Raw genomic sequence first — 16065 nt, forward strand, 5'->3', positions numbered from 1 at the left:
GGCAAATTATGAGTGAAACTACTACACAAAAAGGGCATCCTAAGGGGCTTTGGTTTTTATTTGGCACAGAAATGTGGGAGCGATTTGGTTATTACTTAATGCTTGGAATTTTCTCGCTGTATATGATAGACGGCTGGAACAATGGAGGTATGGGTTTTGACGCTGCAAAAAAATCAGATATTTACGGAACTTACTTAGGGTTAGTATATCTTACTCCGTTTATTGGAGGCCTTCTTGCTGATAGGGTTTTAGGTTATAGAAGATCTATTGTGATGGGTGGGCTTATGATGGCCTGTGGTTACTTCCTGTTATCGATACACGATGTTACCACATTCTTTACAGGTCTTGCTTTTATTATTCTGGGTAATGGTTTCTTTAAACCAAATATTTCTACACTTGTTGGTAATCTTTATAGTGGAGACGATTTAAAAGATAAGAAAGATTCAGGGTATAATATATTTTACATGGGTATTAACATTGGTGCATTTATATGCAATTTTGTGGCTGCTTATATGAGGATTAACTTTGGATGGGGCTTTGCCTTTATCGCTGCAGGTGTAGGTATGCTTATTGGTATAGCTATTTTTCTTAGCGGAACAAAACATATTAAACATGTTGATGTTATCAAACCGGTTCAGCAAGGTGACATGCCAACATTAAAAATATTAGGACTTACCGTATTGCCAATGTTTATATTTGGTATTCTGGGTTATATTATTCCAAACAACATTCTTGGATCTGATACTAACGATGCATTTATTTTTGGATGTTTACCCGTAATAGCATTCTTCATATACTTATGGTTCAAATCATCAGGTCTTGAAAAACGCGCTATAGGCGCTCTTCTTTCTGTTTTCTCTTGTGTTATATTATTCTTTGCTATTTTCCATCAAAATGGAGATGCTCTAACAGTATGGGCAGAAGATTATACAGATAGGGAAATGCCGGAATCTGTAGCTACTGTAGCTACTAAATTTGATATGGCTCAAACCGTTGTAAACAACGATATCGTTGCACTGGGAGATGCTGAATTTGCAGCTAAACTTAATGAAATGAGAGCTGCTACTGAAGCTATGCCGGAAACAACTCCGGAAGAGATGGCTACTAAAAAAGGTGCCGCTAAAGAAGTTGCTAAACTGGAATCATCACGCAAATACTTTCATAACCTTCCTGCAGATAAAATTCCTGCAAAAGGGGCAGATCTTAAATTATTTTCTACAGAACTTTATCAGTCTATAAACCCATTCTGGGTAGTATTACTTACACCGGTACTTGTGGGAGTTTGGGGCGCTTTAAGAAAAAGAAAAAAAGAGCCAAGCACACCTACAAAAATTGCTATTGGATTATTAATTACTGCACTATCTGCTTTAGTAATGGTTGGAGCTGTTTATGCTACAAACGATCTTAGCATGAAAGCAAGCAGCTGGTGGCTTTTAGCGTCTTATGGTGTAATTACCTTAGGAGAGCTTTGTCTTTCGCCAATGGGACTTTCATTAGTGTCTAAGTTGAGCCCTCCAAGGATCACAGCATTAATGATGGGTGGTTTTTTCCTTTCTATATCTGTAGGTAACAAGCTTGCCGGTATGCTTTCAAGCCTTTGGGAAACAATGGAACAAAAAGAAAACTTTTTCTTCCTTAATTTCGCATTGGTACTTGCGGCAGCGTGTTTATTATTCCTTATGCTAAAATGGCTTAATAAGGTAATGAAAGAAAATAATGTTTATTAATTAAAACTATACAATGGCAATAGCTAACGAATCAATAACCCTGGAACAAATTCAGGATTTTAAAGGGAAATATCCAAAACAGTTGTGGGGATTATTTTTCTCTGAAATGTGGGAGCGTTTTTGCTTTTACGGAATGAGGGGAGTTCTAACCTACTTTATGGTAACGCACCTGATTTTAAATACTGGCGGACATATGAATGCTGTACAGGCTAACCTTCAGTATGGAGCTACTCAGGCATTTGTGTATGCGTTTACTTTTATAGGCGGTTTGTTTGCCGACAAAATATTAGGTTTCAGGAAATCTTTATTCTGGGGTGGTATATTAATGATTGTGGGAAGTGCTATTCTTGCTTTCGACCCGTTTCCGGAGAATAACTTTTTCCTGGGAATAAGTTTTACAGTTATTGGTACAGGTTTCTTTAAGCCAAATATCTCTACTATGGTTGGATCGCTATACAAAAGAGATGATTCAAGAAGAGATGCTGGTTTTTCTTTATTTTATTCTGGGATTAATATAGGTGCGTTACTAGGTGGTTATGCTTGTATCGCGATAGGTAAAGGCCAGTTGTTTACAAGCTTTATTCCGGCTCAATATACCTGGAATGTTGCTTTTGGTCTTGCAGGTGTAGTAATGACAATAAGTCTTATTACTTTCCTGTTTACTCAAAAAACGCTTGGACCTATTGGTTTATCTCCATTTAGAAATAAGGAGGAAGATGTGGTAAAAGTTGTACGTGTTGAAGGTATTGAAACAGTTAAGCCGAAAGAGCCTGCTGTTATTCCTGTAAAAGTAAAATCAGGTAAAGGATGGTATGAGTACGCAGTTTATGCACTTACATTAGCATTAATACCGGTTATTATGACCATGGTTGCTAAAACAGAATATACAGACTATTTTATGTATATCATTGGTCCTGCGACCTTGGTGTATCTTGTTTATGAAATGACTAAACATACCTGGGCAGAAAGTAAAAAGCTTATTGCAGCATTGGTATTCATCTTATTCTCTATAATTTTTTGGGCATTCTTTGAGCAGAGCGGTGGTTCACTAAGTATTTTTGCAGCTCAAAATCTTAATAATGTTGTTGCCGGAACACTTGTATTAGATCCTAATGGTGTTAATAATGCTGCCAATTCGGTATTCGTTATTATTTTTGCACCGCTAGTAGGTCTTGTATGGGTAGCATTGGCAAAAAAGAAAATAGAGCCTAATACAGTTATTAAGTTTGGTATGGGCTTCCTGTTCCTCGCAGCTGGTTTTTATGTACTTTATGCAACACGTTTCTTTGAAGTTGTTGCCGGCTCCGGTATTGCCAGCCTTGATGTGTTTGTTCTTGCTTATTTTGTAATTACTTTTGGAGAATTATGCCTTTCACCTATAGGTCTTTCTATTATGACCAAACTTTCTCCTCAAAAACTTCAGGGTGTAATGATGGGAATGTGGTTCCTTGCGAGTGCTTACGGTCAATATGTAGCAGGTATCTTAGGTGCTGGTCTTTCAGAAGGTGGTGAGAACGACAGTTTGCCTCAAAAATTGGCAACCTTTACAGACGGTTACTACCAGTTAGCCATTTATGCATTAATTGCGGGAGTAGTATTGATTGCTATTTCTCCGCTGGTGCGAAAATTAATGCAAGAAGTTAAATAAATATATTTTTTAAATACTAGTTAATGTCATCAGAAACTGCAAATCAGGATTTTTTTAAGTCAAGTGTTTTAGGCCATCCGGCCGGTTTATTCGTCTTATTTTTTACAGAAATGTGGGAGCGATTTTCATACTATGGTATGCGTGCCCTATTGGTAATTTTCTTAATCTCTACCTTTGATAAAGGTGGATGGGGATGGACTACAGAGAGAGCTTTAGGTCTTTATGGAACATATACAATGGGAGTTTATCTTACCCCGGTTATTGGAGGACTAATCGCCGATAAATTAATTGGCTATAGATGGGCAGTTATTATAGGTGCTTTTATCATGACCCTTGGTCATGCTTCTATGGCATTCGAAACAGAAATGTTTCTATATATTGGTTTAGGCTGTCTTATCATTGGTAATGGTCTTTTTAAACCAAATATGACCTCAATGATCAGTAACCTTTACAAAGATCACCCGGAGAAAAAAGACGGTGCTTACTCTATTTTTTATATGGGTGTAAATGCTGGAGCTTTCCTTGGAATCATGCTTTGTGGTTATATAGGTGAAAAAGTGTCTTGGAGTTGGGGATTTGGTCTTGCCGGTATCTTTATGTTCTTAGGTATGCTTCAGTTTTATTTCACACAGAATATTTTTGGTAATGTTGGACTTTCTGCAAAACAGACTAAAGATCTAAAAATGGAAGAAAAAGTAGATGATACTCCTAAAAAAGTAATTTTTGACAGGATGATCGTTGTATTTATCTTTTCTATTTTCACGGTTTTCTTCTGGGCTGCCTTTGAGCAGGCAGGTGGATCGATGACAATTTTTGCCGATAAGTATACCCAAAGGGTATTGGAAGGAAATGCAGGATTGACATTTAAATTTGTTGATGCGATTTTAACGATTGTACCATTAGGGATTATCACTTATGTTTTGATAAAATTATTCTCTAAAACATTTAAAAAATACTCTGTAGGAAACATAATTCTTTCTAGTAGTTTCTTAATTATATGGTGTATTGTTATCTGGAAAATAAACAAAGAATTCTCTGCAACCGAAACTGAAGTTCCGGCTACATGGTTTGGTATTTTGAACTCTCTATTTATTATTGCTTTTGCACCGTTATTTTCTAAATGGTGGGAAAGTAAATACAACCTTCCGGGGGCTGTTAAATTTGGACTTGGCTTAGTGTTACTTGGTTTAGGTTTCGGATTTTTAGCTTACGGTTCAAGTTCAATCATGCCTGGTGCTACAGATGTAGTAAGAGTAAGTATGGTTTGGTTAGTATTGGCTTATTTATTCCATACATTAGGTGAACTTTGTTTATCTCCTGTAGGTTTATCTTATGTAAGTAAACTTGTTCCGGCTGCATGGATCGGAATGATGTTTGGGGTTTACTACCTATTTATTGCTATGGGTAATAAGCTTGCCGGTTCAATGGGAGGTATGATCGAAAAAATTACTAACGAATATTCGTTAAGTACATTCTTCCTTATATTTACAATTGTTCCTATTGTGATGGGATTATTTATTTCGGCTTTAAATCCGGTGATAAAAAAACTAATGCACGGTGTTAAATAAATTCGGCACTGTTTTTGAAAATCAATCGTAAAACCAAAAAAAATGAAAAAATTACTTTTAACGTTATTTATAACATTAGGCGCATTAGCTACACAGGCGCAGGAAATTAAATGGATGAGCATGGATGAAGCTCTTGCAGCACAAAAGAAAAAAGCAAGGCCAATTTTTATGGACGTCTATACAGACTGGTGCGGACCATGTAAAATGCTTGACAAAAATACATTTCATGATCCTAAGGTAGTAGAGTTCATCAATGCAAACTATTATGCTGTAAAGTTCAATGCTGAAGGTAATTCGGAAGTTAACTATAAAGGCAAGAAGTACGCTAATCCTCAATTTGACGCTAACCGTAAAGGAAGGAACGCGATACATGATTTTACTGTATTATTAGGTGTACGTGCTTATCCAACAATGATGGTGTTTGATGCTAAAGGCGAAATAAAAGAGCCTATAGTTGGCTACTATCAGCCAGAGCAGCTGCTTGAAGCTCTTAAAACAAAATAATTGATTTCAAATAGTATTAAAATCCCTTTTTAGCATTAGCTGGAAAGGGATTTTTTGTATGAGGTGATTATTGTGTTGTTTCTTTTATTATTTTAGAGCCTGCTTTAGAAAAAGTATGACATAAACATAAATCACAAAATGAAGAAAATATTTTTAATACTGCTTGTTGTTTTTAGTACACTAACAGTACACGCTCAGGAAGGTCAGGAATGGCATACAGATCTTGGAAAGGCAATGACTATTTCAAAGAAAACAAAAAAACCTCTTTTTTTATTTTTTACGGGCAGCGATTGGTGTGGCTGGTGTATTAAACTACAAAAAGAAGTATTTAAAACACCTGAGTTTACAAAGTGGGCAAAAGAAAATGTGGTTTTGCTGGAACTTGATTTTCCCAGACGAACACCCCAGGCTGAAGAGCTGAAAAATCAAAATGGTCGATTGAATGCCTTTTTTAAAGTACAGGGATATCCTACAGTATGGTTTACAAATGCGACTCAGGGTGCAGAGGGTGGTATTGAATTTTCACCGTTGGGTAACATCGGCTATGTTGCCGGAGGGCCTGACGCATGGATAGCCGGAGCGAATAAAGTCCTTGCAAATAAATAGTAAGTTTATTTAAATATGTAATGTCCCTTTTCTGCAGTAGCATGGAAAGGGATTTTTGCATTTTGGCAGGTAGCTGCCCACTGTTTTATGTGCATTTTGTAATTGTTACCGTCTGCAATAACCAACTTTGGGTTTAATTGATGTATTGCGCGCGCCAGATTCACTTTTGAAGAGTTGGTTAGAATAAGTATATCGGGTTTTATGTTTTGCTTGTAGAGCGCATCTTTGTCTAATAATAAAATCTTCTTACCTTTAAAATAGATCATGTTTTGCAAAGGTCTTAATTTTAGGGACTGGTTAAAGTTTCCTTTATTGTAAGCCGTAATGCTTGAGCTTTCTTTTGCGAGGCTATCTGTACTTATAATGCTAATTTCATTATTGTTTTTAAGCGTTATTAAAGTATGCTTTTGATTGTGAAATACAATTAATTCATCTTTGTTTTTGTTGTTCCAGACAGTAAAAGCCAAAATACATTGAAATAAAAAAAATGAACATAAAACGGCTACTGTTCTCGTGTAGTTTCTTTTATAGATCCAGAATGCTGTTAGTATGAGAACAATATATAATGACACACTCAGTGAAAGTGTAAAGGGAATATCCTTAAATATAAAGCGATCAAAAGAGGCTATCCATGCAATAAATCCATTCATTATTTGGACTAACGTTTCCAGCACTTTGCCTATGTAAAGCGCAGCGTCTATCCATAAGAAATTTAGGATCAATACTCCCAGGCCAGCAACTAATATAATGTTTGATAAAGGGATAACAACAACATTGGCTAATAAGAACAGTAATGGGAATTGGTTAAAGTAATAAAGACTTAATGGGAGCACACCGAGTTGTGCAGCAAGTGAAATGAGCACTGTGTCTCCAAAATAATTTACAGCCTTGTACCTGGAAATTTTTATTTTTTTATAAAATGGTTCAAACCAAACAATAGAAAGGACAGCCAGATAACTAAGCTGAAACCCGGCATCAAACAAAAAACCCGGCTTAACTGATAGCAATACCAGCATAGAGATAGCGAGTGAGTTATAAATGTTTGCATTACGGTTAAGGTATTGCCCAATACCTATAAAACTAAACATAACAACAGACCGAACTACTGATGCTGATAAACCGGTTATAAAGGCAAATCCCCATAAAATGGAAAGTACAAGAATAAGCTGGATCAATTGACCGTGGTTTTTTAGTCTGTTTAAAGGGCGAAAAAGAAAAGTGAGTATATAGAATAAAACAGCAAAGTGTAATCCGGATATAGCAAGTATATGGAGTACACCTGCATTTTTGTAATTATTTGCTGTTACATTATCCATATCCTGGCGTTGGCCTAGTAAAAGTGCATTCAGGGTTTGCTGTACTTCAGGACTGTAGTTGTGGATGGAAAAACTTTGGGTTAGTTTATTCCTCAATTGTCCGATATAATAATCGAAATTTTTAAGGGTTTCAGTTCTTACATAATTATCCTTCAAACGCAATTGATGAAAAATGTCTTGCTTTTGCATATAACCCGCATAATCGAATTGGTAAGGGTTAGTTTTTTTTTGAATAGGCTGCGGAGTATCTGCAATGATAAAAGAATCACCAGGGTTGAGCTGTTTTGAAATCGAGTCTTTCGAAACGGTAAGCAATATCTTTCCCGTAGCTGGCTGTTGATTAACAAATGTTACTTCAAAACAATATTTCTCCTGATAAAGATTTGGCTTAAGCCTTTCAGAGATGACACCTTTTATAAGAGGAGTTTCGTCTGTAAGTTTATGAGAATAATGAAGTTTTTGATTGGGTGTATAATGTAGTGCTTGTATGAGCATTCCTATAAATAAGGAAAAAAATAATACACTTATGGTAAAATAAGGCTTTTGCAGAAACGATTTTTTAGCATACCAAAAAGAAATCATCAGAGCGCCAAAAGTCGTAAAATTTAAGATGCAAAGGAAAGTAAGGGAAAGGCTAAAGTGAGAACCAGCCAGTATGCCCAGAGTAAAAATAACAGTAATTAGAATAATGGGATATTTCAATACCGTCATATTACATCATGATATTGAAAAACACATAATGATTATTGTAATTAATCTTCAACAACTCTACTTGCCTGAACAAAAGTTCTGGCATTATAAGGTTCATTCATTGAAGATACGATTACACCAGAACTGGTTGAAGAATGAATGAATTTTACTTCGCCTTCAGGAGTTACTTCTGTAACAAGACCTACGTGGTTAATTACACTTCTGCGACGGTTGTTTTTAAAGAAAAGGAGATCTCCTTTTTTAACTTCCGAAAGCTTTATTTCTTTACCTGCTTTAGCCATTTCATGTGAGCTTCTTGGCAATGTAGTGTCGAATATCTGAAAAGTAGCATATACCATACCTGAACAGTCCATGCCAGCCTTTGTTGTACCCCCGCCTCTGTAGCGAACGCCTTCAAACTGCATAGCATTGTTAACTATCTGGTTTGCTAAATAACTCTCTTCAGGTTCAGGAGTAAAATTAGGATCGTCTTTTACTTCGGTTAGTGTTATCGTTTTTTTAGATTTTGAAATGGAAGTGTTCTCTGTTCTCTGACCTCTTATTTTTTGTTCTTTTACTACCGGCTGATAAGCAACAATGTTACTGTTCTTTTTCATCGAGGCAATTTCTTTACCTACGACAACCTTATCTATAGTAGCGGTTGGCTTAGATGTAGCTTTGGTTTTTGTTTCTGAATAAGAGTAGATTCCCTTTTTTTGAGCTTCTTTTTTAGATGTTATTATCTGGGCAGATGACTTCCATGAAATCATTAAAAGCAAAAATAGGGATATGGACAGAAGGTTTTTCAAATCTTGTATTTTTTCAAATTATGGGTGTGTTTGAGCAAATATAGAAAATTAAATTTAAAAATTTTTCTAAATTTTATGTTAAATGTTTGATTATGAGCGCTGCTGTTTTTTGGCTGGCACCGATTCCACCCAATTGCTGTTCCAGTAAATCATACTGGTTCAGGAGGTTTGCGCGATAATCAGGAGCTAATATTTTTTGTAACTCGGCTTTTATATTCTTTTTATTAAAATCATCCTGGATCAATTCTTTAACAATTTCTTTATCCAGGATTAAATTGACAAGCGATATGTATTTAAGCGTAATTATACGTTTTGCAATTTGGTAAGATATCCAGTTTCCTTTATAACATACTAATTCAGGAACCTTAAACAATGCAGTCTCTAAAGTTGCCGTACCCGATGTTACTAAAGCGGCATGAGAAATACTTAGCAGGTCATAGGTTTTATTAGAAATAAATTTCACACTGCTGCTTCCTAAAAACTGCTGGTAGAAAGAATAGTCCTGAGATGGTGCTCCTGCAATAACAAATTGGTAATCGGGAAAATCATTTACAACAGAGAGCATGCCTTCCAGCATTTTTGCAATTTCCTGTTTTCTGCTTCCCGGCAGTAAAGCTATTACAGGCCTGTCGTCAAGGTTATGTTCTTTACGAAAGCTGGCTGGATCTGTAGTCTTACGGTTGTGTATGGCATCAATTAGTGGATGACCAACAAATTCTACAGCGAAATTATGTTTCTTCTCGTAGAAATCTTTTTCAAACGGAAGTATGATATACATATGGTCTACATCGCGTTTAATAGCTTTGATGCGGCTTTCTTTCCAGGCCCATATTTGGGGTGAGATATAGTAATGATTTTTAAAACCTTGTTTTTTTGCCCATTCGGCAATACGCATATTAAAACCAGGATAGTCAATATAAATAATTACCTCAGGCTGAAATGAAAGAATGTCCTGTTTGCAGAATTTAATATTATTAAGAATGGTTTTTAAGTTTTGAATTACTTCGGCAAAGCCCATAAAAGCAAGATCACGATAGTGTTTTACCAGTGTTCCGCCGGCCTGCTGCATAAGGTCGCCACCCCAAAATCGAATGTTAGCTTCTGGGTCCTGCTTAAAAAGTTCTTTCATTAGGTTAGCACCGTGCAAATCACCCGAAGCTTCTCCTGCTATAATGTAATATTTCATTGCTGTGAATTGTTTGCCAAAGATAATAGAAAGCTTTTTAGCATTAATCGTTATTAAGCTTCCAACTATTTAATGTTTGCATAGCGTGATGGGCAGTAAGGTCAAATTGTACAGGTACTACAGAGATATAACCGTGTTCAAGAGCCCATTCGTCCGTATCCTCACCATTATCCAAATTTACAAATTCACCGGTAAGCCAATAGTAATCTCTTCCGTGTGGTGTTTGGCGTTTATCAAAACGTTCCTGCCACATGGCTTTTGCCTGTCGGCATACTTTAATGCCTTTAATATCTTTTTCTTTTAATTTTGGGAAGTTTACATTCAGGATGACTCCTTCAGGAAGTCCATTTTCCAAAACCTCAAGTGTAATTTTTTTTATGGAGGCTTTAATCGGCTCAAAGTCGGCATTCCAGTTGTAGTCCAATAGTGAGAAGCCTATCGCAGGGATGCCCTCTATGCCGGCTTCTACAGCAGCACTCATAGTCCCTGAATAAATTACATTGATAGAGGAGTTAGAGCCATGGTTTACACCAGATACACAAAGGTCTGGCTTGCGTTTCAATATTTCATTTACGGCAAACTTAACACAGTCTACCGGAGTACCGCTGCAGCTGTATTCGGTTTCAATTTCCGGATCGATATCTATTTTATTAATAAAAAGCGTGCTGTTTATGGTTATGGCATGGCCGGTGGCCGATTGCGGGCTATCAGGCGCTACGACAACAACTTCTCCAATCTCTTTCATTACGCTTATTAGCGCTCTTATACCTGGTGCAGTAATACCATCATCATTGGTTACCAGTATTAATGGTTTTTTCTTCATTCCTATAAATATTCAAAATAACTATTGTACTTTTACGTTTCGCTAAAATACATAAATTTTAAACTGCTGCCTTTATTCCTGATCAGGGGATAAGAAAAAAAATGCAAACACACATTTTGGCACAATTTTTAATGTATGTTACCATATCATAATTAAATGAATGCCATTCTAAGCTATATGAAAAGAAATTATAAAGTTTTAGTGTTCGTTGCTGTACTGGCAGTGGCACTATGGAGTTTTATGCTAAAGCAGCAAGTAGCAGCTTCCGGTGATCCTGATAAAGATAAATTACTTATAGAACTTTTAACGTTTGTAGTTGAGAAAGGGCATTATGATCCTGCGAAAATAGACGATACATTCTCTAAAGGAGTTTACAAAAGCTATCTGCAGTCAATAGATCCGTCTAAACGATTTTTTATTCAGTCGGATATTGACGAGTTCGCAAAATACGAAGACAAGATCGACGATATGATCCTTAATAAGGATCTTAGCTTTTTTAATCTTACACATGAAAGATTGTTGAAAAGGATAAAAGAATCTGAGGATTTTTACAAAGCAATATTGGCAAAACCTTTCGATTTTACTACTAACGAAGAATTCAATGTTGACTATGAAAAGATGCCGTTTGCTAAAACAGATGCTGATCTTAAAAAACGTTGGGAGAAACAATTGAAGTTGTCAGTCTTGTCTACAATAATAGATAAGCAGAAACTACAGGAAGATATCGCGAAAGGCAAAGGAGATAAAGATTCCACTAAACCGGCTGCTTCAGATAAGAAAAAAGCAGACGATGGTAAAATAAAAACATTTACTGAGCTTGAAAAAGAAGCACGTGAGTCTACACTAAAGTCACTTAATGATTATTTTGCTATCATAGATGAACTAAAACGTGATGAATGGTTTAGTATTTATATCAATTCGATAGCAGAACGTTTTGATCCGCATACTTTTTACTTTGCTCCGGACGATAAAGACAAGTTCGACACCAGCATGAGAGGTTCTCTTGAAGGTATTGGTGCTAAACTGCAAAAGAAAGGTGACTATATCGAAATTTCTGAACTTATACCGGGCGGACCTGCATGGAGAGGAAAAGATCTTGAGCAGGGCGATCTTATTATGAAAGTAGCACAAGGTAAAGATGAGCCTGTAGATATTGCAGGTATGCGTCTTGACGATGTGGTGAAAAAAATTAAAGGGCCTAAAGGAACAGAGGTAAGGCTTACTGTTAAAAAGGTAGATGGCAGTATTAAAGTAATACCGATTACCAGAGAAATTGTTGAGCTTGAAGAAACATATGCTAAATCAAGTATTGTAAAAAAGGATGGTAAGACCTATGGGGTTATTAACCTGCCTAAATTCTACATCAATTTTGAGAATAAAGACAGCCGTGATGCCGCTAAAGATGTTGCTATAGAAATTAAAAGGCTTAAAGAACAAAATATAGATGGTATTATCATGGACCTTAGAGACAACGGGGGAGGTTCACTTAAAACTGTTGTAGATATGACAGGTTTATTTATTCCTCAGGGCCCGGTGGTACAGGTAAAATCTGCTGGTGCAGAAAAAGAGATATTGGCAGACACCGATTCGTCTGTACAATGGAGCGGACCGCTTGTAGTATTGGTTAATAATTTTTCTGCTTCAGCATCGGAGATCTTTGCCGCTGCAATACAGGATTATAACAGAGGATTGATCTTAGGAAGCAAACATACTTACGGAAAAGGAACTGTACAAAATATGATTGACCTTAACCAATTTGTAAGAAACAATTCTTTAGGAAATCTTGGTGCGCTTAAGCTGACTACACAAAAATATTATAGAGTTAATGGTGGTTCTACACAAAGAGAAGGTGTAAAAAGTGATATCGTTTTACCGGACAGATATGCTTATATCGAAATGGGTGAGCGTGATGCGGATAATGCCATGCCATGGGATAAAATCGATACTGCACCTTTCAAACCGGTTAAGAATAATTTTGCAGGTGTTATAGAGAATAGTAAAAGAAGGGTATCAGCAAATGAGCAGTTTAAGCTTATGGAAGAAAATGCTAAATGGGTAAGTGAGAAAAAAGACAACAATACCTATAGTCTTAATCTGGACAAATTTAAACAAGAGGTTGCTGAAACGGAAGCTATAGCCAAAAAGTTTAAAGTACTTAATGATTATAAGAACCAATTTACTTTTGATGCACTGCCTTACGAAAAAGCAATTTTCGCTAAAGACCCGTTGTTGGCAGAGAAAAAACAAAGATGGTATGAAAGTCTTTCTAAAGACATTTATGTAGAAGAAGCACTTAACGTTCTGGATGATTTACAGCCGGGTAAAAGCACTAAAAATGCAGTTACGATCAATAAGAAAGAAAAAATGATTAAAACAAAATAATAGCTGATGGATAAAACCAATCTATCGCTTACAGGCTTAGCGCTCCAAAAATTCAAAAAGAATTTTTGGGGCGTTTTAAGTTTAGTATTTATTGTATTACTATTGCTTATCGCAATTTTCGCCTATGTATTTTCGCCTGATAAAACACAAAATGCCAATTGGGGAGATTTGTCTATACATTCTAAATCACCGGGTTTTACAGTAAAAATGCTTACACTGCCTTCGCAGAATGAGGAGAACACAAAGCTGTCTGATTATTTTGTAGGTAAAACAACTGCGCCGCTAAAAGTACCTATTCTTAAATACACCATATCAAAAGACAGCCTTACATATTATGAATATACCGATGAACCGTCTTTGGCAGTTGCCAAAACAATTCCGCTTTCTGTTTTTGGAGCAGATATAAATGCTGATTCAATAGGAGAGAAGTATGTTAAAGATCAGAAGTTTATTTTAGGAACAGACAGCCAGGGGCGTGATTTATTAAGCCGCCTTATAATTGGTTCAAGGGTTTCTATCGCTATTGGTTTTGTTGCCGTATTCATATCGTTAGTGGTAGGGATATTTTTTGGAGCTATTGCCGGTTATTATGGAGGTAAAGTAGATGCTTTTGTGATGTGGCTGGTTAATATTATCTGGTCGATTCCTACATTGCTCCTGGTTATAGCAATTACGCTGGCTTTAGGCAAAGGCTTCTGGCAGGTTTTTGTGGCAGTAGGGCTTACAATGTGGGTTGAGGTAGCAAGAGTGGTGAGAGGGCAGGTAATGAGCATTAAACAAATGCAGTTTGTTACAGCTTCGCGTGCTCTTGGATACAAAAACAGCCGAATCATTTTTAATCATATATTGCCAAATAGTATGGCTCCTGTTATAGTAATATCAGCAGCTAACTTTGCTTCGGCAATTCTTGTAGAAAGCGGGCTTAGCTTTCTGGGGTTGGGAGCACAACCGCCAATTCCAAGCTGGGGCGGTATGATAAAAGACCACTACAATTATATTATTCTTGGCAAACCTTATCTCGCTATGGCACCCGGTATAGCAATGCTATTGCTTGTACTTGCTTTTATGATGGTAGGTAATGCCTTAAGGGATGCACTCGATGTAAGGAGTAAATAGTATGATATATGATAATTATTTGTTTAAATCTAAAGAAGAAGTAATTGGATTGCTTAATACTGGTAGTTCGGAAAATATAATAACTGCTTTAATTGGAGCAGTTAACGGAATTGACGATTGGTTTTGGTTAGAAGGTTTATGTCTCAATTATCTCCATCATACTGATTTTTGGGTATCAAAAACTGCGATCAATAGTTTAGGGGATATTGCGAGAATTCATAAAGTATTAAATGTAGAAAAGGTTTTATCTGAACTTAAACTTATCAAAGAAAATAAATTAAGTGGGCTAATTAGAGAGACAGTTTTAGATATTGAACTGTTTGTAAAATGAAAAATCATTTTAGTAATAGTTTTTTACCTAATAGGTTTATGAAATGGAAGATTTTTTTAATAAATACAAAACTAAATTTAAGCTAAATACTTAATTATTCTACCACTCATTCACTTTATTGGCATCCATTTTAATGAAAATGAACAGCAATATGGTAAATGCCCAAAGACTCGATCCTCCATAAGAAAAGAACGGCAGTGGTACACCAATGGTTGGGAACAGCTTAATCAGCATCGTTATATTCACAAAAAAGTGCATAAAGAGTATAGCAGCCACGCAATAGCCATAGGTTCGGCTAAACTTGGATTTTTGGCGCTCAGCCAGGTAAATGATCCGTAATAGCAGCGTTACAAAAAGTCCGATGACCACAAGTCCGCCTACAAATCCCCATTCTTCGCCTACTGTGGTAAAAATATAATCGGTATGCTGTTCGGGCACAAAACCACCTTTTGTTTGTGTTCCTTCAAGGTATCCTTTACCAAACCATCCTCCGGATCCAATAGCGATCATTGACTGATTTAGATTATAACCTTCCGCCTGCTGGTCTACATTCTTATCGAAAAGCACATTTATACGGTCTTTTTGGTGAGACTCCAATACGTTTTCATATACAAAGTCTACCGAGAAAACAAAGCCTGTAATAACGATAAATATAATGGTTGAGAGTATAGGGTTTCTAAAAGCCCTTCGGGTTAGGAAAAACTGAGCCAGAATTATTATAAGGGTAAATAATACAATATACTGCGGTTTTACTAATAGTGCCAGCAAAAAGAGTACAATAGCTATTGCACCTGTAGCAAGATACCAGCCAGGAAGTCCTTCACGGTAAAGTACCAGGAATAATGAAGCAAATATCATGGCACTACCGGCATCGGGCTGCATCATGATAAGAAAGACAGGCAAGCAGATTATCCCAAAAGCGATGAGCTGATGATTGGTGTTCTTTAGGTTTATCTGTACATCACTAAGGAACTTAGATAATATCAATGCTGTGCCTATTTTGGCAAACTCCGAGGGTTGAAGACTGAATCCGCCAAAGGAATACCAATTGGTCTGACCTTTAATGGTTTTACCTGCAACAAATAGCCCGGCGAGTAGTAGTAAGCCAATGCCATAAAAAACAAGGGCATACTTGTCGTATATTTTGGCATCCAGTGTAAGGAGTACTATAATAAGCGGGATACTAAAAATGATAAATAATATCTGTTTACCGTATATCTGTCCAATATCAAATATGGATGTAGTTTCTTTGGGTAGTGATGCTGAATAAATAGTCATCCACCCAATGAGCACCAATACTGTGTAAATAAGTATGGTAATCCAGTCGATATTATTAGTTACACTTTGGTTCTTCATTTT

At 36.4% G+C, this 16065-nt stretch carries 13 protein-coding genes; 8 read left to right on the top strand and 5 right to left on the bottom strand.

Annotated elements, in window-relative coordinates; translation table 11 throughout:
* The first annotated feature begins 8 nt into the window (after positions 1 to 8).
* The 5 genes from EPI11_RS01630 (at position 9) to EPI11_RS01650 (ending at position 6053) form a co-directional block, all read left to right on the top strand.
* On the top strand, positions 9 to 1727 hold the full coding sequence (locus EPI11_RS01630) for a peptide MFS transporter (RefSeq protein ID WP_128388208.1): 1719 nt from the start codon (positions 9 to 11) through the stop codon (positions 1725 to 1727).
* Between the two features lie 13 nt (positions 1728 to 1740).
* Positions 1741 to 3375 (top strand): peptide MFS transporter, encoded by a 1635-nt coding sequence (locus tag EPI11_RS01635; RefSeq protein WP_128388209.1) that lies wholly within the window; start codon positions 1741 to 1743, stop codon positions 3373 to 3375.
* A 23-nt stretch (positions 3376 to 3398) separates the two neighbouring features.
* Positions 3399 to 4943, top strand: coding sequence for a peptide MFS transporter (locus EPI11_RS01640; protein WP_128388210.1), 1545 nt, complete (start codon positions 3399 to 3401; stop codon positions 4941 to 4943).
* Positions 4944 to 4985: 42 nt separating this feature from the next.
* Positions 4986 to 5447, top strand: coding sequence for a thioredoxin family protein (locus EPI11_RS01645; protein WP_128388211.1), 462 nt, complete (start codon positions 4986 to 4988; stop codon positions 5445 to 5447).
* A 138-nt stretch (positions 5448 to 5585) separates the two neighbouring features.
* Positions 5586 to 6053 carry a thioredoxin family protein gene (locus EPI11_RS01650; RefSeq protein ID WP_128388212.1) on the top strand — a complete coding sequence of 156 codons (468 nt, stop codon included), beginning with the start codon at positions 5586 to 5588 and terminating at the stop codon, positions 6051 to 6053.
* A gap of 5 nt (positions 6054 to 6058) precedes the next feature.
* Here EPI11_RS01650 and EPI11_RS01655 read toward each other — a convergent pair whose 3' ends face one another.
* The 4 genes from EPI11_RS01655 to surE form a co-directional block, all read right to left on the bottom strand.
* The gene (locus tag EPI11_RS01655) at positions 6059 to 8080 is read right to left on the bottom strand and encodes a ComEC/Rec2 family competence protein (protein WP_128388213.1); all 2022 of its coding nucleotides are present in this window, start codon (positions 8078 to 8080) and stop codon (positions 6059 to 6061) included.
* A 41-nt stretch (positions 8081 to 8121) separates the two neighbouring features.
* Positions 8122 to 8829, bottom strand: coding sequence for a C40 family peptidase (locus tag EPI11_RS19120; protein ID WP_241657560.1), 708 nt, complete (start codon positions 8827 to 8829; stop codon positions 8122 to 8124).
* 112 nt (positions 8830 to 8941) lie between these two features.
* Positions 8942 to 10054, bottom strand: coding sequence for a lipid-A-disaccharide synthase (lpxB, locus tag EPI11_RS01665; RefSeq protein ID WP_128388214.1), 1113 nt, complete (start codon positions 10052 to 10054; stop codon positions 8942 to 8944).
* Positions 10055 to 10097: 43 nt separating this feature from the next.
* Positions 10098 to 10877 carry a 5'/3'-nucleotidase SurE gene (gene surE / locus EPI11_RS01670; protein ID WP_128388215.1) on the bottom strand — a complete coding sequence of 260 codons (780 nt, stop codon included), beginning with the start codon at positions 10875 to 10877 and terminating at the stop codon, positions 10098 to 10100.
* Positions 10878 to 11033: 156 nt separating this feature from the next.
* Between surE and EPI11_RS01675 the strand changes: the two genes are divergently transcribed.
* Genes EPI11_RS01675 through EPI11_RS01685 form a run of 3 tightly spaced genes read left to right on the top strand, consistent with a single transcriptional unit; the run spans position 11034 to position 14706 of the window.
* Complete coding sequence (locus EPI11_RS01675; protein WP_128388216.1) at positions 11034 to 13259, top strand: carboxy terminal-processing peptidase; 2226 nt, start codon at positions 11034 to 11036, stop codon at positions 13257 to 13259.
* Positions 13260 to 13265: 6 nt separating this feature from the next.
* Positions 13266 to 14375 carry an ABC transporter permease gene (locus EPI11_RS01680; RefSeq protein ID WP_128388217.1) on the top strand — a complete coding sequence of 370 codons (1110 nt, stop codon included), beginning with the start codon at positions 13266 to 13268 and terminating at the stop codon, positions 14373 to 14375.
* A gap of 1 nt (position 14376) precedes the next feature.
* Complete coding sequence (locus EPI11_RS01685; RefSeq protein WP_128388218.1) at positions 14377 to 14706, top strand: hypothetical protein; 330 nt, start codon at positions 14377 to 14379, stop codon at positions 14704 to 14706.
* Positions 14707 to 14805: 99 nt separating this feature from the next.
* Here the strand turns inward: EPI11_RS01685 and rodA are convergent, their stop codons facing one another.
* Positions 14806 to 16062: a rod shape-determining protein RodA gene (gene rodA / locus EPI11_RS01690; RefSeq protein ID WP_128388219.1), complete on the bottom strand. Its 1257-nt coding sequence runs from the start codon at positions 16060 to 16062 to the stop codon at positions 14806 to 14808.
* Between the last annotated feature and the right edge of the window lie 3 nt (positions 16063 to 16065).

The sequence above is a fragment of the Flavobacterium cerinum genome (assembly GCF_004028155.1).
GTDB lineage: Bacteria > Bacteroidota > Bacteroidia > Flavobacteriales > Flavobacteriaceae > Flavobacterium > Flavobacterium cerinum.